This is a genomic window from Psychromonas sp. CD1 (assembly GCF_002239585.1).
In the GTDB taxonomy this organism is placed as follows: Bacteria; Pseudomonadota; Gammaproteobacteria; order Enterobacterales; family Psychromonadaceae; genus Psychromonas.
On record NZ_NDFH01000002.1, the window covers coordinates 84,902 to 104,691 of the forward strand.

13 protein-coding genes are annotated in these 19,790 nt (G+C 36.4%); 8 read left to right on the forward strand and 5 right to left on the reverse strand.

Annotated features, from left to right (window positions below):
• Positions 1 to 6: 6 nt before the first annotated feature.
• Together glnL and glnA are read right to left on the reverse strand one after the other, a co-directional pair.
• Positions 7 to 1,077: a nitrogen regulation protein NR(II) gene (gene glnL / locus B8W84_RS00645; RefSeq protein WP_094751410.1), complete on the reverse strand. Its 1,071-nt coding sequence runs from the start codon at positions 1,075 to 1,077 to the stop codon at positions 7 to 9.
• Between the two features lie 739 nt (positions 1,078 to 1,816).
• Positions 1,817 to 3,235, reverse strand: a complete 1,419-nt coding sequence (glnA, locus tag B8W84_RS00655) for a glutamate--ammonia ligase (protein WP_094751412.1) — start codon at positions 3,233 to 3,235, stop codon at positions 1,817 to 1,819.
• A gap of 419 nt (positions 3,236 to 3,654) precedes the next feature.
• Here glnA and typA point away from each other — a divergent pair, with 419 nt between their 5' ends.
• The 6 genes from typA to pyrE all read left to right on the forward strand — a co-directional run bounded on the left by typA (position 3,655) and on the right by pyrE (position 11,592).
• On the forward strand, positions 3,655 to 5,481 hold the full coding sequence (gene typA / locus B8W84_RS00660) for a translational GTPase TypA (protein ID WP_094751413.1): 1,827 nt from the start codon (positions 3,655 to 3,657) through the stop codon (positions 5,479 to 5,481).
• 377 nt (positions 5,482 to 5,858) lie between these two features.
• Positions 5,859 to 6,740 carry a virulence factor BrkB family protein gene (locus B8W84_RS00665; RefSeq protein WP_094751414.1) on the forward strand — a complete coding sequence of 294 codons (882 nt, stop codon included), beginning with the start codon at positions 5,859 to 5,861 and terminating at the stop codon, positions 6,738 to 6,740.
• Positions 6,706 to 7,143 carry a D-aminoacyl-tRNA deacylase gene (gene dtd / locus B8W84_RS00670; RefSeq protein ID WP_094751415.1) on the forward strand — a complete coding sequence of 146 codons (438 nt, stop codon included), beginning with the start codon at positions 6,706 to 6,708 and terminating at the stop codon, positions 7,141 to 7,143. Before B8W84_RS00665 ends, dtd begins: the two co-directional genes overlap by 35 nt.
• Before the next feature lie 20 nt (positions 7,144 to 7,163).
• A complete protein-coding gene (locus tag B8W84_RS00675; RefSeq protein WP_094751416.1) occupies positions 7,164 to 10,043 on the forward strand; it encodes an insulinase family protein in 2,880 nt (959 codons plus the stop codon).
• Positions 10,044 to 10,224: 181 nt separating this feature from the next.
• Positions 10,225 to 10,944, forward strand: a complete 720-nt coding sequence (gene rph / locus B8W84_RS00680) for a ribonuclease PH (RefSeq protein ID WP_094751417.1) — start codon at positions 10,225 to 10,227, stop codon at positions 10,942 to 10,944.
• Positions 10,945 to 10,947: 3 nt separating this feature from the next.
• On the forward strand, positions 10,948 to 11,592 hold the full coding sequence (pyrE, locus tag B8W84_RS00685; protein WP_094751418.1) for an orotate phosphoribosyltransferase: 645 nt from the start codon (positions 10,948 to 10,950) through the stop codon (positions 11,590 to 11,592).
• Positions 11,593 to 11,699: 107 nt separating this feature from the next.
• Here the strand turns inward: pyrE and B8W84_RS00690 are convergent, their stop codons facing one another.
• The 3 genes from B8W84_RS00690 to B8W84_RS00700 are packed head-to-tail and all read right to left on the reverse strand — an operon-like array spanning position 11,700 to position 16,505.
• The gene (locus tag B8W84_RS00690) at positions 11,700 to 14,780 is read right to left on the reverse strand and encodes a multidrug efflux RND transporter permease subunit (protein WP_094751419.1); all 3,081 of its coding nucleotides are present in this window, start codon (positions 14,778 to 14,780) and stop codon (positions 11,700 to 11,702) included.
• An 8-nt stretch (positions 14,781 to 14,788) separates the two neighbouring features.
• Positions 14,789 to 15,910, reverse strand: a complete 1,122-nt coding sequence (locus B8W84_RS00695) for an efflux RND transporter periplasmic adaptor subunit (RefSeq protein WP_094751420.1) — start codon at positions 15,908 to 15,910, stop codon at positions 14,789 to 14,791.
• Positions 15,911 to 15,926: 16 nt separating this feature from the next.
• On the reverse strand, positions 15,927 to 16,505 hold the full coding sequence (locus tag B8W84_RS00700) for a TetR/AcrR family transcriptional regulator (protein WP_180706010.1): 579 nt from the start codon (positions 16,503 to 16,505) through the stop codon (positions 15,927 to 15,929).
• A 143-nt stretch (positions 16,506 to 16,648) separates the two neighbouring features.
• Here B8W84_RS00700 and rep point away from each other — a divergent pair, with 143 nt between their 5' ends.
• Together rep and B8W84_RS00710 are read left to right on the forward strand one after the other, a co-directional pair.
• Positions 16,649 to 18,658, forward strand: a complete 2,010-nt coding sequence (rep, locus tag B8W84_RS00705) for a DNA helicase Rep (protein ID WP_094751554.1) — start codon at positions 16,649 to 16,651, stop codon at positions 18,656 to 18,658.
• A gap of 324 nt (positions 18,659 to 18,982) precedes the next feature.
• Positions 18,983 to 19,714 (forward strand): glutathione peroxidase, encoded by a 732-nt coding sequence (locus B8W84_RS00710; RefSeq protein WP_094751422.1) that lies wholly within the window; start codon positions 18,983 to 18,985, stop codon positions 19,712 to 19,714.
• Positions 19,715 to 19,790 lie beyond the last annotated feature (76 nt).

The following is a 19,790-nucleotide window of genomic DNA, read 5'->3' on the forward strand; positions in this document are numbered from 1 at the left end:
TCTCTTTTATAAAATGATTGGTAAATAGATCAAAAATTCAGTTTGTGTGCTACAACTTTGGTATTCGATACGTCCATGATGTTGCTTTATGAGTGTTTGTGCAATCGATAATCCTAATCCGGTGCCTTTCTTTTTGCCAGTGACCATCGGAAAGAAAAGAGTATCTTGTAAATGTTTGCTAATACCCGGACCATTATCGATTATTTTTATTTCTGCGACTAAACGTTGTGGTCTACCGTTAATTGTTATTTGGTGGGCACTACGCGTCCGGATAGTTATTTGCGCGTCGGGTGTATTGGCGCTACATAACGCTTGTACTGCATTTTGTACAATATTTAGGAAAGCTTGTTGTAGTTGATCTGATTGCATTTCAAAATCAGGGATACTCGGGTCATAATCCACTCGAATGCGGATGTTTTCGGGCAAATCTAATTGCACTAATTTACGCATTTTTTCTAGAGCCACATGGATGTTGTCCAATTTACGTGTACCTATTTTCGTTGGGCCCAGTAAACGGTCGACTAATGCGTTCAATCTATCAGCTTGTTGAATAATTATTTGAGTAAATTCTTTTAAATCTGCATTGGCTAATTCGGCTTCTAATAGTTGCGCAGCCCCGCGAAGTCCTCCTAATGGATTTTTAATTTCATGTGCCAAAGAGCGCATTAAATCTTGTGCTATTTGTTGTTGGTGTTGTTGGTAATAGACTTGTCGTGATTTACGTTGTTGGCTAATACCTTGCATTTCAATTAGTACATGCGCTTGGCTATTAAATGACAGAGGGCTAACACTTAAGTTTAAAAATAAAGATTTACCTTCAATTAATAACGAAACGTCACTTTGTGTAAATGAATTTTGGGTTTTAAATACTTTTTCAATATAGCGTTTATCAAAATGAAACTGATGAGCGAGTTGGCTCAATGTTTGTGTGTAAAGGCGCTGAGTACTTTGTAAAAGTAATAATTCAGTTGCTGGATTCGCATAGATGACCTTTCCCCCTAGATGAATAACAAGAAAGGCAGTTTGTGCTTCTTCTAAGAGTATAAAGGGAAATTTTAGATCATTAGTTGATAACATTAGTTATTATCTTTTTACTGTGGAGCGTAATAGGTGTATATGAATAATGGGGCTTTTATTCAGCACATTTGAGTTTTTGTCTAGCAAGTAAACTTGCAAGCTATGCGTACCTCGTGCGATATTTTGAAGCCTAATGTTTGTAGAGTATTGAGCTTTTCCCACTTTAGTTGCATCAATGAATAATTGTAATCGATATGTTTGTTGCATGCGTGGTGATATATTTACCTGTACATTCAAAAGTCCATTATTGCTTCGTATAGACATATCATCGCGGGGGAAAATAATGTTGATTTCATGTGCAATTATTTTTATTTGTTGTGATTTTACTTCTTTTTTAATTTCTTTTTCTATTCGTGCAGGTGTAACATTATTGATTTGTATGTTAATTTTTTTACTTCTTTTTTAATTTCTTTTTCTATTCGTGCAGGTGTAACATTATTGATTTGTATGTTAATAGGTTGTGTGTGATTTTGGGACCTATCGGAAAAGCGAACATTACCTTGTTTATCAATTTCTTTATAAATTAAAGTCTCGGAAGCGTAAAGATTGCAACTAAGAAGGCTAAGACAAAATAGGTAAATAAAAAAAGGCATGACTATTTTCCTTATACAAGATTGAGCGCACTAGCATTGACTCTAAATATACCAGCGAAGTTATAATGCAACAAAACAAAAAACCGATATAAACAAAAAACCCGCATATATGCGGGTTTTCTTAAGATAAAAAAATTAAGATTCCGTTATACGCTGTAGTATAACTCAAATTCTTTAGGATGAGTCGCTTGAGAAACCGCTTCACACTCTGCTTTTTTTAGTTTAATAAAAGCATCAATGGATGAATTAGAGAAAACTCCACCGTGGAGAAGGAAATCTCTATCTGCATCGAGCGCCGCTAATGCTTCTTCAAAAGATACTGCTACTTGTGGGATTGAATCTGCTTCTTCTTTTGGTAAATCATAAAGATCTTTATCTAATGCTTCACCTGGGTCGATTTTATTTTTAATACCATCAAGACCGGCCATTAACATCACAGAAAACCCTAAATAAGGATTCATGGTTGGATCGGGGAAGCGTACTTCAATACGCGAAGCTTTAGGTGATGGTACCACTGGAATGCGGATAGATGCACTGCGATTACCTGCAGAATATGCAAGCATTACAGGTGCTTCAAAGCCAGGGATCAGACGTTTGTATGAGTTAGTTGATGCATTTGTGTAAGCATTGATAGCTTTTGCATGTTTAATAATACCGCCAATATAATAAAGCGCCATTTGTGATAGGCCACCATAGAGGTTGCCAGAGAATAAATTAACACCATCTTTAGCGAGTGATTGGTGACAGTGATTACCAGAGCCGTTATCGCCAACAAGGGGCTTAGGCATAAAGGTTGCTGTTTGACCATAGGCATGAGCAACATTATGTACTACATATTTATATATTTGCAATTCATCTGCTTTTTTTACTATGGTATTAAAGCGACAGGCGATTTCATTTTGACCTGCGGTGGCAACTTCATGATGATGCGCTTCAACGACAAGGCCCATCTCTTCCATGATTAAACACATCGCCGATCGAATGTTTTGGGCGCTATCTACAGGGGAAACAGGAAAGTAACCACCTTTAATTCCAGGACGATGTCCCGTATTACCTTCTTCATAAACAGTGCCCGAGTTCCAAGCAGCTTCTTTTGCATCAATGGCATAAAAAGCGCCATTGATGTTATTTGAATAACGCACGTCATCAAAGAGAAAAAATTCAGGCTCTGGTCCAAAAAGAATGGTATCTGCAATTCCCGTTGAACGCATATATGCTTCTGCACGTTTAGCGACGGAGCGTGGATCGCGATCATAGCCAAGCATTGTTTTCGGCTCTAGTACATCACAGCGCAAGTTAAGAGTTAGATCATCGGTAAAAGGGTCAATGACGGCAGTACTCGGGTCGGGCATTAAAATCATGTCTGAGTCTTGAATTCCTTTCCAACCGGCAATAGATGAGCCATCAAACATTTTTCCGTCTTCAAAAAAGTCTTCGGTAACTTGGTGGAATGGAACGGAAACGTGTTGCTCTTTGCCGTGCGTATCAGTAAAACGTAAATCAACGAATTTCACGTCTTGCTCTTTAATAAGATTAAGTACGTCTTGTGCAGTGTTTACAGACATTTTTACAACCTCGAATGATAGAAAGACAATAACAATAACAATAACAAAAAATAATATTCAAACAAGTATAGCGAGAATCGTGCCAAGTTGTAGAAGGCCGTTTATAGCGTGTTTTAGATAAACAAAATAGATATTTAAAAAAACATGCCCTGTATTGGTGCTTATTTTCCCATAAATGGTGCTGAATTTTGCATATAATTCAAAAATCAGCATAAAAAGTTATTTTTTAGAAAGATATATTTATTGTGACGTAGTTAAAACTTTCTATTTCTCAAATAATGGTTACAATGTGCGCACTTCGGTTCGGATGCATTAACTGTGTTCTAAAGTAACCAAACAGATACCAATTAGGCCAATTTAACCTTATATAAATTTACCTAATTGGTATTTTTTCAACCATTATTATTTTGAGGCGCATCATGTCGTTAGATAAATTAAGAAATATTGCCATAATTGCTCACGTTGACCATGGTAAAACTACCCTTGTTGATAAATTGCTCGAGCAATCTGGAACATTACATACTCGTGGCGGTAATGAAGAGCGAGTTATGGACTCTAATGATTTAGAGAAAGAGCGCGGTATTACTATTCTTGCTAAAAACACAGCAATTGAGTGGAACGGTTATCGTATTAATATAGTAGATACTCCTGGGCATGCTGATTTCGGTGGCGAAGTTGAGCGTATTATGTCTATGGTAGATAGTGTTTGTTTACTTGTTGATGCTGTAGATGGGCCGATGCCTCAAACGCGTTTTGTAACTCAAAAAGCATTTGCACAAGGCTTAAAACCTATTGTTATCATTAATAAGATTGATAAACCTGGAGCACGTCCAGAGTGGGTAATCGATCAAGTTTTTGATTTGTTTGATAACTTAGGTGCAACAGATGAACAGTTAGATTTTAAAGTTGTTTATGCATCTGCATTAAATGGTTGGGCAAATTCAGAATCTGCAGAGCCAACAGAAAACATGGAATCATTATTCCAAGCAATTGTTGATCATGTTGATCCACCAAAAGGTGATCGTGATGGCGATCTCCAAATGCAGATCTCACAACTTGATCATAATGCTTATGTTGGTGTTATCGGCGTAGGTCGTATTATGCGTGGTAGTGTTAAAGTTAACCAACAAGTAACAATAATTGGTAGTGACGGTAAGCAGCGTAAAGCTAAAGTTGGCCAAGTATTAGGTTACTTAGGGCTTGAGCGTTACAATATTGATGTGGCAGAAGCGGGTAATATTGTTGCAATCAGTGGTTTAGGCGAGCTTAAAATTTCTGATACAGTTTGTGCACAAAATAATGTAGAAGCATTACCACCACTAAGTGTTGATGAACCAACGGTTACCATGACTTTCCAAGTTAATAATTCACCATTTTGTGGTAGAGAAGGAAAGTATGTTACATCGCGTAATATTTTAGATCGTTTAAATAAAGAGCTCGTGCATAATGTTGCACTTAAAGTTGAAGAAACTGGTGATCCTGATAAATTTAAAGTATCGGGTCGTGGTGAACTACATCTTGCTATATTAATAGAAAATATGCGTCGTGAAGGTTTTGAGCTAGCAGTTTCTCGTCCTGAAGTTATCGAGCGCATGGTTGATGGTGTGTTACATGAGCCAATGGAAACATTAACGGTTGATTGTGAAGAGCAACATCAAGGCAGTATCATGGAGCAATTAGGCATTCGTAAAGCTGAATTGACTAACATGATCCCAGATGGTAAAGGTCGTATACGTTTAGACTTTATGATCCCAAGTCGTGGTTTGATCGGTTTCCAAACTGAATTTCTGACAATGACATCTGGCTCTGGTCTTCTTTATCATACTTTTGATCATTACGGTCCCCATAAAGGTGGCACTATTGGTCAACGTCAAAATGGCGTATTAGTTTGTAATCAAGCGGGTAAGGCTGTTACTTACTCATTGTTCTTCTTACAAGATCGTGGTCGTCTATTCTTAGGTCATGCAACAGAAGTATACGAAGGTCAAATCATTGGCATTCATAACCGTTCAAACGATTTAACGGTTAACTGTATTCGTGGTAAACAACTGACTAACGTACGTTCATCTGGTACTGATGAAGCGCAAACACTTTCACCTTTTATCAATATGACGCTTGAGCAAGCTTTAGAGTTTATTGATGTAGATGAATTAGTTGAAGTAACTCCGAAATGTATTCGTATTCGTAAAAAATTATTAACGGAAAATGAACGTAAACGTGCAGCTCGCCCTAAAAAAGGTATGTAGTAAACTCGTTTAATGTTTAAAAGCCCTTATCTGTTTTGGCAGGTAAGGGCTTTTTTTATCTAAAATAGGGTAATGAGCATGTATGAGGCAGTACATAAAATGGTGTATATAATTATATACAAGATAATATTCGTGTTAAAAACAGCGATTAAACTTTTGAATACGGAATATAGTTGTTGTCATAAAACATATTCTGTTTGATCGCGATAGCTATTTAATAGCTTCTCCTTACCGCATCTATTTTAATAGCCGTGTACTTTAATTAAGACTATTTTGACGGATAAAGAATGTCGCAAGGATTTGTTTTTTGATTAATATTGCTTCATGTATTATATCCTAATGTAAAGCATATTTTGAATACGATTTTAGGGGGTGAAATGTTCAGATTAAGGGTTACTCAGCAAGTTAAATATAGGATGCGATACTTTCTTTTTTTATATAAACGTTGTCGTCAAGATAATATAAATGTTCCAGCAGGACATCTTGCTTATGTTACTTTATTATCTATTGTTCCTTGTCTTGCAGTTATTTTTTATATGCTCTCAGCTTTTCCTATGTTTTCTGATATAAATAAAATGTTTGAAAACTTTATTTATAATAACTTTTTACCCTCATCAGGAGATGCTCTTAAGTTACATATGAGTGGTTTTATCGAAAATACTAAAAAAATGAGTATGATGGGAATCGCTTCTTTGATAGTTATCGCATTATTATTAATTTCGACGATAGATAAAACCATAAACCGTATTTGGCGTTGCTCTATTAAGCGCTCTTGGGTTCATGCCTTTACCATTTATTGGACGATTTTAAGTTTAGGTCCAATTATATTGGGTGGAAGTATTGCTTTAAGCTCTTATTTATTTACGATTGTAAAAGTGAAAGGTTTTTTATCAGTGGGAGAGCAATTACTGAGTTTTATGCCTTTTATTATCTCTTGGTTGTCTTTTTCAGGCGTGTATACTTTAGTTCCGCATCAAAAAGTAAATACTCGGCATGCTTTAATCGGTGGATTGAGCAGTGCGATATTATTACATATGGGAACTGATTTATTTAGTTTATACATTATAAACTTTCCCTCTCAGCAAATAATATATGGTGCTTTGGCGGTGATCCCTCTTCTTTTTGTATGGGTCTACTTTAATTGGTTAATTGTTTTATTTGGTGCAGAGGTAAGTGTTAGCATTGATGAGTTTATCCAACAAGAAAAAAATAATGAGAGGTATTATGATTGCACTAATACAACGTGTAACAAAAGCTAAAGTCGAAGTTTCGGATAAAGTTGTTGGAGAAATTAACCAGGGATTACTTATTTTATTGGGAATTGAAAAGGAAGACGATATTACTAAATGTCAAAAACTTGTTGATAAAGTATTGGCTTTTCGCTTATTTGCCGATAGTCAGGGTAAAATGAATCTTAATGTGCAACAGATACAAGGAGATATTTTAGTTATTTCTCAATTCACACTGGCAGCCATTACTAATAAAGGTAACCGTCCTGGATTTTCAAATGGTAGCTCACCCGAAACCGCAAAAAAACTATATGAGAATTTTAGTGAGTTATGTCGTTTATGTCATTTACGAGTAGAAAATGGAGTGTTTGCGGCCAATATGCAGGTATCATCAACAAATGATGGGCCGGTTACTTTTTGGCTTAAAGTCTAATGTTATAATAGGTATGTAGAATGTTATTAAATAAATTATGTTGTAAAGTTGTTCTTCTATTCTTTTTATGTGGTGTAGCAAACGTATTTGCTAATACGCTTCTTTCTCCTGCCAGAGATGCGAAGCAAACCTTTCAAGTTTTAACAACCTCGATTCAAAAAAGCTCTAATGATCACCGAAAATATGTGCAGATCCGTCTAAAGAATAAATTAGAAGTGCTATTGATCTCCGATCCTGATTTAAAAAATAGTGCTGCTTCTCTTTCTGTTCCTATTGGCAGTATGCATAATCCGGACACCCAGTTAGGGCTCGCTCATTATTTAGAGCATATGTTATTTTTAGGCTCAGAGCGGTACCCCGTGATTAATGCATACAGTCGTTTTATGAATCAGAATGGTGGGTATACTAATGCCTACACGGGCCAAGATATCACGGTGTATGGTTTTGAAGTGAATGATAATGTATTTGAAGAAGCATTAGATAGGTTAGGGAATATGATGCGTGCTCCATTACTTGATGCAACCTATGCAGATAAAGAGCGACATACGGTTAATGCTGAGCAGAAAACATATTTTGATAATGATATGCGCAAGTTATACGCATTACAACGCTACACCTTAAATCCAAAACACCCTTCAGCACGCTTTAGTACGGGAGATTTAGACACATTAAAAGATAAGCCGGGTAGTAAATTACATGATGAATTAACGCGTTTCTTTGATACTTATTATTCGGCAAATTTAATGAAAGTCGTTTTAATCAGTCCTCGCTCTATTACTGATTTGGAAAAAATAGCAAGTCGATATTTGACGCAAATTATAGATAAAGACACTAAAAAACCGATTATTGTCATACCGCTAATCACGGATAAAGAGCGTGCAATTAAAGTTTCTTTGCAGCCAACGGCAGATATTAAAATGTTGCAAGTGAATTTTTTAGTGCCCAGTGTGAAAGATGAATACATGTATCAGCCCGGTGGTTATATAAGTCGCTTAATTGGCTCTGATCATAAAGGGGGTTTATCGGATACTTTACGTAAAGAGGGTTTAGTTGATTCTGTTATGGCAGGATTCTATGCCCCAACAAGTGAGAATTATTCGAGTTTTTCAGTGCAATTTAAATTAACCTCTAAGGGGTTAGATGCACAAGATAAAATTATGGTCACATTGTTTTCTTTTATCGATTTGATAAAAAATAAAGGTGTTAATGAATTACAATTTCAGCAGCAGAAAAATAGCCTAGATACACATTTTAAGTTTTTAAAAAAAACCAGTGCGTTTAATTATGTTATGACATTATCTGCGGATATGCAATTATACCCCATTCAAGATATTTTATTTTATGACTATCGTTTGGATGCGTTTAAACCTCTTTTTATTAAAAAATTATTAACATATTTAACGCCTGAAAATAGTCGTATTTTTGTATTGAACCCTCAGACTAAAGGACAGTTGGAAATTCCTCATTATAAAGGAAAATATACATATCAAAAATTAAGTAAAGCCAAATTGAAAAGTTGGCTTAATATTAGTCACTCTATAAAAATGCAATTGCCTCCTGATAATACTTGGTCTCCGGAGAATTTGTCTGTTCATAAAATAACAAGTATCGAACCTGTACAATTGATTGCACAAAAAGGGCATTCGTTGTGGTTTCAGCAAAGTGCTTATTTAAAAGAGCCTAAAGGAAGTTTAACATTACAATTAAATGCAGACTTAATTGATGATAGTGCTGAAAATCAAGTATTAATGTCGATGTTCTTATATGTATTAGATAAACAGCTCTCAGGTCTTGACTTCATGACTCAAGAGGCAGGTTTAGATTTCTCTTTAAATGCATATGATGGGCTATTATTGAGCACTTCAGGCTATAGTGATAAGCAAGATATGTTATTGCTTACGTTAGTAAAAAAACTAAAAAATGCACAATTTAATGAAAATGAATTAGTGCAAGCACAGCAAGAAATATTGCGTTTACTCGATAATAAATCAAAATTAAGTACGCTTAATTTTGCTTTTGATGCATTTAAACAGCTAATGCGCACTTCTGCATTCTCCGATGAAATGTTGCGCCAAGCGACACATAAAATCACCTTAGAAAAATTACAAAACTTTAGCAACAAGCTGTTCACTCAGTCTACATTACGCTTATTAGCACTTGGTAATTTTAGCAAGCAAGAGGTTTTGGCGTTAGATAGTGAATTAAAGAAACTTATTGAGATACAAGAAAAACCTTTTTATCATTTACAACGTAAAGTTGCGAAGGTGACAAAGGGGCCTTTAAATTATGCTTTGACATCTGCAATGCAAGACGATGCTTTATTAAGTGTTTATTTAACCGATCTCAACGGTGATAAAGCGGTAGCTACTGCAGCGTTACTTAATAAGTTATTACAACCTGCATTTTATGATCAAATACGTACACAGGAACAGCTCAGCTATTCGCCTTTTAGTATGAGTTTATCTATTCAAAATAGCGTTGCATTTGCTCTTGTGACACAGAGCCCTACATTATCAAATCAGTCGTTGTATCTGCGTTTTGAGGCTTTTATCGTACAATTTAAAAAGCAGCTTAAAAATGTCACGGTAGATCACTTTAAAGACGTTCAAAAATCACAAGTGGCAAACTATTTAGCTAAACCGACGTCATTGGCATCGGAATTTTCATATTTAACACTTCAGTGGTTAAATATCCGTCCGAATATCAACGGTAAAAATGCGTATATTAAACAATTATCCGAGATCACTCTGGCTGATGTTAAAGATTTTTATCAAACGATATTTATTCAAGGATCACATCGGCAACAAATAATAGTGCAAGTAGCGGGTCAAAAGTTTAAAGATAAAGCAATCTTAAAACTCGATAAAGAAATTAAAATAAGCAATATAGCCGACCAATAAAGCTTTGGTATCAAGCGATTGTAGTGTCTCTTTACAATCGCTTACTGCTATCGTAGTTTACTGTATGCGAAAAATAGTTTTAACGGTTACAAATATGTAAATAATACATCGCTCCTATTTTGAATTTATTGTTCAGAGCCGATATACTAGGTTTTCATTTCTATACAAGGCTTTTTTATTTATGCGTCCGAGTAAGCGTACCCCAGAGCAAAATCGTGAAATTAAAATCACCCGTCATTTTACAGATTATGCAGAGGGATCTGTGTTAATTGAAATTGGTAACACTAAAGTATTGTGCAATGCTTCTGTTTCTGATTCTGTACCACGTTTTTTAAAAGGTAAAGGTAAAGGCTGGATCACTGCTGAATATGCGATGCTACCTCGTGCGACGCACACACGAAATCAACGTGAAGCGGCTAAAGGCAAGCAGGGAGGTCGAACATTAGAGATACAACGTTTGATAGCGAGATCATTAAGAGCAGCTGTTGATTTAGACGCTTTTGGTGAAAATATGATAACTGTAGATTGTGATGTTATCCAAGCTGACGGTGGCACGCGTACTGCTTCAATTACGGGAGCATGTATTGCGTTAGCCGATGCATTAAATTGGATGGTAGCAGAAGGCAAAATCAAGAAAAGCCCCCTCAAACAGATGATAGCAGCCGTTTCAGTGGGTATTTACAAAGATACTCCTGTATGCGATCTTGATTATGCTGAAGATTCAAATGCACAAACGGATATGAATGTTGTAATGACTGAAGATGGAGGCATGATTGAAATTCAAGGCACAGCAGAAAAAGGTGCTTTTTCACATGAACAGTTATTAGCTATGTTAGCTTTGGCCAAAGGTGGAATTGATAAACTGATTGTTGAGCAGAAAAAAGCATTAAAGGGAGCGTAAATAATGAAAGATTACCAACGCGAATTTATTGCCTTTGCGATTGAAAAAGAAGTGCTGAAATTTGGCGAATTCACTTTGAAATCTGGTCGGATAAGTCCTTATTTTTTTAATGCAGGTTTGTTTAATACCGGTCGAGATCTGGCGCGTTTAGGACGTTTTTATGCGGCAGCATTACAAGATTCAAAAATAGAATATGATTTATTATTTGGGCCCGCGTATAAAGGGATCCCAATCGTAACGACAACTGCAGTCGCTTTAGCCAATGATTATGATTTGGATCTTCCCTATTGTTTTAATCGTAAAGAAGAAAAAAAACACGGAGAAGGTGGTTGTTTAGTAGGCGCTACCTTGCAAGGCAAAATCATGCTCGTTGATGATGTTATTACAGCGGGAACTGCAATTAGAGAATCAATGACGCTCATTAATGCACATAATGCACAACTGGCAGGTGTTTTAATCGCTTTAGATCGCCAAGAAAAAGGTAATGGTTCACTTTCTGCGATTCAAGAAATCGAACAAGATCATGATGTGAAAGTGATTTCAATTGTTAAGTTTAATGATGTGATCACATATTTAGAGGGCTCGTCCGCTATGCAATCACATTTACAAGCTGTAAAAGCATATCGTCAAAAATACGGTGTTGAATAATATATATTAGCCCTTATTTTTTAATAATCTATTGATAAAGGGGCGCGTTATTTATAGCGTGTTCCTTTTGTTTTTAACGTTTTATTTTAATATTTTAATATTTTATTTTATTTATCTCGAACTTTCAATTTTAGCGTTTCATCAAATTCCTTTTCGGGTGCATGTGTACTTGCTATGTAAGAGTAAATAACGGGTAATATAAATAAAGTAAATAATGTCCCGATGGATAGACCAGATACGATAACGATACCGATACCAAAACGACTAACAGCACCCGCACCGGTTGCAAAGAGCAATGGTACTAGGCCAGCAACCATCGCTGCGGTTGTCATTAAAATAGGGCGTAGTCGAACACTGGCAGCCTTTTTAACGGCATCAATACGATTTAAACCATGGTGTAGCTGCTCTTCTTTAGCAACTTCTGCGATTAAAATGCCATGTTTGGTTATTAAACCCACCAATGTTATCAAACCCACCTGTGTATAAATATTCATTGTAGCCGCCCCCCAAGCAAGAGCAACAAGCGCGCCACTGATTGCTAAAGGCACGGTCATTAGAATAACCAAGGGGTCTCGAGCACTTTCAAATTGACTTGCTAGCACAAGGAAAATAATCAATATCGCCAGTAGGAATGTGGCATACAATGCACCACCTTCTTCTACATATTGTCGAGCTTCACCTAAATAACTATGATTATAGCCTTGTGGTAATTTGGTGGTGGCGAGCTCATCAAAGAACGTGATCGCATCACCCATAGCGACTCCCGGGGCAAGTACTACTCCTATGGTGGCGCTATTGAGCTGATTAAAATGGGCAAGAGAGCGGGGCTCTGCAGTGATATCGATGGTAATTAATTCACTTAATGGCAACATATCTCCATTTTTAGCTCTAACAAAGAAATTACCTAATTTATCCGGAGATAGACGATATTTTCTTTCAACTTGTGCAATGACTTCATAACTACGTCCATTTAGATCAATACGATTTATATAACCATCACTTAATAGGGTGCCTAATGTTACGCCAATGTCTTGCATTGTTACACCATAAGCACCTGCTTTATCGCGATCAATTTTAATATTCATGGTCGCGGAATCGAACGCCAAATCAAGTTCCGAATAAACAAACTTAGGATTGCTTTGTGCGGCAGCTAATACATCACTGGCTATTTCGACTAGACTTTCAAATGAATTAGATGTTGTGATCACAAATTGAATGGGTAATCCACCTGATGAACCAGGCAACTCTGGCATTTGAAATGAAGTGGTTGCCATTGCCGCAATATTGTCAAAATCTGACTTTAAAGCAGAGGCGAGTTGTTTAGGATTAATATCTCGTTGACTCCAAGGTTTCATAATTGCGATGCCAAAACCTTGGTTACTATTAGGTACACCCGACATTGCCAAGCTACTTATTACACTTGGCTCGTTCATGGCAATGTCTGTTATTTGATGCATACTCTTTTCAATGTAATCTAAATTTGCATTGGAGGGTGCTTTTGCTAGTACCATTAATGCGCCTTTATCTTCCGTGGGAGCAAGCTCCGCAGGGATGTATTTAAAGAGTAAAGGTAAAGAAATAAAGACGAGAGCACAAAAAACAATAACAGCTGGTCGACGCTCCATTACTTTGTCGAGTAAATTTGAGTAGCGAAGTGTAATGTAAGACAACGTATTGTCTATTGTTGTTTCAAAACGATTCGGTTGATGTTTGCTTGTAAGCATGATGCTACACATCATGGGAGAAAGCGTTAATGCAAGAAATCCTGAAACAAAAACAGCGCCAGCGAGGGTGAGAGCAAACTCGGTAAAAAGAGAGCCTGTAATGCCTCCCATTAAAGCGATAGGAGCATATACTGCAGCTAAAGTTATCGTCATTGAAATAACTGGCCCTGCTATCTCTCGTGTACCAATGATGGCTGCGCGAAAAGGCGTCTCCCCCGCTTTAATATGCCGATCTACATTTTCAACGACCACAATGGCATCATCGACCACTAATCCAATTGCCAGTACCATTGCGAGTAGAGTCATTAAATTGATAGTAAAACCAAATACCTGCATAACCACTAACACGCCAATTAAAGAAAGGGGAATGGTAATGATGGGGATAACAACCGCGCGCCATGAGCCTAAGAACAGGATCATCACAATAAGTACGATAGCTCCTGCTTCGGCAATGGTTTTCATTACTTCAGTAATGGATTCATTAATGGCGATGGTTGAATCATAAAGAACATTCATTTTAATGGAACTGGGTATGTTTTTATCAAAACTGGGTAACATTTTCAGAACCCCCGCAGTGATATCAAGAGGGTTTGCAGTTGGAGATGCATCTATAGCGACAATAACCGCATTTTTACCATTTGCCATTGAGCGGTATGTGTCATGGCTCTTTTCTAGCGAAACGCGAGCAATATCTTTTAAACGGATAACTTTTCCGTTTTCTCGTGTTGCGACAATTAAAGTCTCTAATTCAGAAGCGCTTTTAACTTGTGTTTCTGTTTTACCGTTATACAGAGTGTAGTAACCATTTGCTTGGCCTGTTGCCGATTGAATATTGTTAGCTTGCAATATTTGTATAACATCGCTTGTGGTTAAATTAAATCCTGCCATACGCTCAGGATCTAGCCAAATGCGGAGTGCAAAAGGTGTGCCACCATAAAGATTTACTTTTGCAACGCCATTAATGCTAAATAATTGCGGTTTAATAACGCGCTCTAGATAATCCGTTATTTGGCTATTATTTAATTGTTTACTTGCAAAGGCAATATAGATAACAGAAGTAGAAGCTCCCGTACTAAGGTCAATGGTAGGATCTTCGGCTTCGCTCGGCAGTACTGAGCGCACACTATTAACCTTGGCTAAGATATCTGCCACCGCACCATTTGGGTCAGTATTTAATTTCATAAATACTTTTATGCTAGAGCGTCCCATGAAGCTCTGTGAAGTAATAAAGTCAATGTTATCAGCTTGAGCAATCGCTTGTTCAATAGGCTGGGTGATAAATCCTTGAATTAAATTTGCGTTAGCTCCGTAATAGCTGGTAGAGATAGTAATAACCGTATTTGTCATTTCAGGGTATTCACGTACCTGCATTTTAGTGAGTGCTTGTACCCCTAATAAAACAATTAATAAACTTAACGAGATTGCCAATATTGGGCGTTTAATAAATATATCAGTAAATTTCATTACGCCTCCTACAACGCTGGTATTTGATCGGGTTTATTTAAAAGGTCAGACTGGATGATTTTAACTTGTGCCCCATTACTCAAACGTACTTGACCACTTGTAACAATGCGATCTCCAACTTTCAAGCCAGTAAGAACATGGACGTCACCATCGTGACTCTTACCTAACGTAATGATTGTTTGATTAACTTGTAGGTGTTTTTTACCCTGTTTATTTATTTTATCGGTGATGACATAAACGGTTTGGCCATACAATGTATAGTTAATAGCTGTTTGTGGCAGGATAACTTGGTTGTGCAATGTTGGCATAATAACATTGGCTTTAGCAAACATACCTGAACGTAATTTATGAAATTTATTAGGAATATTTGCTTGTACTTGAACCACACCACTTTGGTAGTTAATGGCAGGCTCAATCGCAGATATTTTTCCTAGAAAAATATTGTCGGGCTCAGCATCGACAAATATATGTATATTCTGTCCAACAAATATTTTATTTAGATCATTTTGCGGCACGGTAAAGCGTAAGCGCATTTGGCTAATATCTTCTAGGCGTACAATATTAGATCCGGCGGTTAAATATTCGCCCAGGTATACATTACGTAAACCCGCAATACCATTAAAAGGTGCTCGAATAATACGGCGACTAATTGTTGCTTGGTACGATTCTATTTCACCTTGTAAAGAAAGATAATCAGATTGAGCATCATCCACTTGACCTTGTGAAACAGAGCCTTTTAAAAATAAGGCTTTCATGCGTTTAAAATTGCGTTTAATCGCTGGCATTTTTCCTTTGGCTGCTCGCAAATTTGCTTTTTCAACGTCACTATCTAAGTAGATCAGAGCGTCGCCTTTTTTAAAGTTTTGTCCTGATTCAAAATTGATTTTTACAATTTTACCAGCCACTTCATTGGATATCATAACTCCTTGAATGGGTTCAATAAATCCAATGGCACGCAACAGAGGCACCCAATTTTCAAGTTCAATAGTGGTACTTGTGACAGAAAATTCACTGATGGGTCGATTAGCGAGGAATTCTTTGATTTTACTCGCTTTATACATGTTAAAACCAATGACACTACCAAAAACTAATATGGCTAATAGTATTGCCGAAGCGATCCATTTTTTCATTTGATTACCTTTGCTGTTAAAATTGATTATTTTGTTTTTGAATGATTAACCAAGATGCCTTTCGAACTTGCGCGACTAATTCTTCATTTTTTTCTAAGCGTTGACGTAATATATGTTTAGCAAGATTGATAGCGGAATCAAAACTAAGTGAGAGTAAAGCTTCAATCGGCCAAGCATGAAAGGTATTATTATCGATACCTTGTTGATAAAAATCGAATAAAGGAGAAAAAACATTTGATCTTAATATGTTTTTTATTTCTTTTCTGTCATGTCCAGGTCGAAAGAGTAGCATATCAACTACATTTAATCGCTGTGGGTTACGTAAAACAGAATTGAATGTGTTTTTCCATAAAATCTCATATTTTTGTTGTAGGGACTGAGTATCAGTCCAATTCTCAAATAATTTATTTGCGACTTGCATGTTAATGTGGATCAGCAGTTCTGAAAGTAGTGCGTCTTTATTTTTAAAATAGCAATAAATCGTACCGGCCGCGATATCTGCTCGTTGTGCTAATAACTTCATGGATAAACCATAAAAGCCACGCTCAGAAAGCAGTGTTTCGGCTGCTATTAAAATGGTAATGCGTTTATCCATGGTTCCCACCAATAATGAATGAACGTTCATTATTATCTATTCATAAAATTATGCAATATTAAAATACATTTTTATGCCCTTTAATTGAAATATAGGCACAAAGGTGCGTAAAATTGATTTATTTTGGTATTTTAGGAAAAATCATGGAACTAAACCCTGGGCAAGATGCTGCGGTAAAAATGATATCTGGACCTTGTTTGGTATTAGCGGGTGCGGGGAGTGGTAAAACACGAGTTATCACCAATAAAATTGCTTATTTGGTTGAGCATTGTGATTATCTGGCTAAAAATATTGCGGCGGTGACCTTTACTAATAAAGCTGCTCGAGAAATGAAAGAGCGTGTCAGTAAAACCCTAGGGCGTAAGGCTGCTCGTGGATTAATGATTTCTACTTTTCATTCTTTGGGGCTTAATATTATAAAAAGAGAAGTAAAAACGTTAGGTATGAAATCTGGTTTTACACTTTTTGATGATCAAGATACTCTTGCGTTATTAAAAGAATTAAGCGTAAAAAAAATTCAAGAAGATATGGATATTTTAAAGTTATTAGTGTCGACAATATCAAACTGGAAAAATAGTTTGATATTGCCTGCACAGGCTCTTCGACTAGCAAAAAATGAGCAAGATAATTTATTTGCACATTTGTATGACAATTATCAGCGTCAATTAAAAGCTTATAATGCCGTGGACTTCGATGATTTAATCGTATTGCCGACGTTACTCTTAACACATAAAAAAGAGGTTCGTCTACGTTGGCAAAAAAAAATTCGTTATCTTTTAGTAGATGAATATCAAGATACGAATACCAGTCAGTATGAATTAATCAAAGCACTTGTTGGAGAACGAGCGCGTTTTACTGTTGTGGGAGATGATGATCAGTCGATTTATTCATGGCGTGGTGCTCGCCCTGAAAATTTGCGCTTATTACAGCATGATTTTCCCCAGTTAAAAGTAATTAAATTAGAGCAAAATTATCGTTCTAGCCAACGTATATTAAAAGCCGCGAATATTTTAATTGCAAATAATCCACATGAATTTGAAAAACGTTTATTTAGTGAATTGAGCTATGGAGAGCCTATAAAAGTTTTAAGCGCTAAAAATGAACAGCATGAAGCCGAGCGCGTTGTTATGGAAATTTCAGGGCATAAATTTATGAATAATGCTAGTTTTAAAGATTATGCGGTGCTGTATCGGGGTAATCATCAAAGTCGTTTATTAGAAAAATTGATGATGGAAAATCGTATACCATACAAAATTAGTGGAGGGACATCTTTTTTTGCACGCAGTGAAGTCAAGGATATCATGGCTTATTTGAAATTATTAGTGAATCAAAAAGATGAGAATGCATTTATTAGAGTTATCAATAAGCCACCCCGAGGCATCGGTGCAACGAGTCGAGAAAAATTAGGTAATTATGCAAATTTACGGCAGATAAGTATGTTTTCAGCCAGTTTTGAAATCGGCCTTGAGCAAACATTATCGGGTCGAGGCTTATCTTCACTACAAACTTTTACTCGTTGGTTAGTAGAATTAAATGAGCGTTTATACCGAGATGCAAGTGTTGATGTGGTGCGTGATCTTATTCGCGACATTGGCTATGAAGACTGGCTTTATGAGAACAGTCCCAGCCCTAAAGCGGCTGAAATGCAAATGAAAAATGTATCAATGCTCTTTAAATGGGTATCTGAAATGTTACAGGGAGATAGCTTAGACGAGGCGATGACATTAGAAGAAGTCGTTGCGCGCCTTACATTGCGCGATATGTTGTCGCGCAATGAAGAAGATACAGAGCTTGATCAAGTACAATTAATGACATTACATGCGTCTAAAGGCTTAGAGTTTCCTTATGTATATTTAATCGGAATGGAAGAGGGTATTTTACCTCATCAGGTAAGTATCGATGAAGATAATGTAGAAGAAGAGCGTCGCCTTGCATACGTAGGGATCACTCGTGCACAAAAAGAATTAACTTTTATTATGGCTAAAGAACGCAGTCAGTATGGAGAAATCATTAAACCGTTACCCAGTCGATTTTTATTTGAATTAGCGCAAGATGATTTACAATGGGAAAGTGGTCCGTTGAAAAAAACAGACAAGCAAAAACAACAACTTGCTGAAAAAGGGATTGCGAGTTTAAAAGCATTATTTGATTAAGGGCTCTATTAATCTACCTTTGTTCTCTTTGTATTATTATTTAGACTATTAAGGCGAATGTTTATTACGCTGGCGCTTTTTTTATTGAAATATTGAGAATAAATATTTTATTTCTACTTTTTCAGATAACTACAGATAAAGTGATAAACCGCGTTTAATATAGGACTCACCGACTTTTAATCGGTAAATCCTATCAAAATGATAATTTTAAACAATTTATCCAATCAATGTAAATCAGCTATCAATGTAAATCAGCTACTATGTATATATCAAATAAGTGTGATACTTATTTACTTTATTAATAAAACTTTTAAGGAACGAGTCATGTTAGATAATATTGAAGGCCAAAAAATTCCAAATGTTACTTTCCCAACCCGTCAGGGTGATGCATGGGTCAATGTATCAACGGATCAACTTTTTGCAGATAAAACAGTGGTGGTATTTGCATTACCGGGTGCTTTTACTCCGACGTGTTCATCTACGCATCTCCCTCGTTATAATGAACTTGCACGTGTATTCAAAGAGAATGGCGTCGATGATATTATTTGTTTAGCGGTTAATGATACCTTTGTTATGAATGCTTGGCTTGCTGATCAAGAAGCAGAAAATATTACGGTTGTACCCGATGGTAATGGTGATTTTACAAAAGGTATGGGTATGTTGGTTGATAAAAGTGACATTGGTTTTGGTAAGCGTAGCTGGCGCTATAGTATGCTGGTTAAAAATGGTGTGATTGAAAAAATGTTCATTGAGCCAAATCAACCTGGTGACCCCTTTGAAGTTTCTGATGCAGATACGATGTTAAATTACATTAACCCTGTCGCTAAAGCGCCAGCTGCTGTGACTTTATTTACAAAACCGGGTTGTCCTTTCTGTGCAAAAGCGAAACAAGCCTTACAAGATAAGAATATTTCATTTGAAGAAATTGTTTTAGGCACCGATGCAACAAGTGTCAGTTTAAAAGCGATTACAGGGCAAAGTACCGTGCCTCAATTATATGTTAATGGTGAACATATCGGTGATAGTGAAGCAATTATTGCTTATGTGAACAAATAAACTCATCTATACGATGTATTAATGGCGAAGGATAAAGTGCGAGTAAATGCTGATACGCACCTTATTCTTTTGCAAA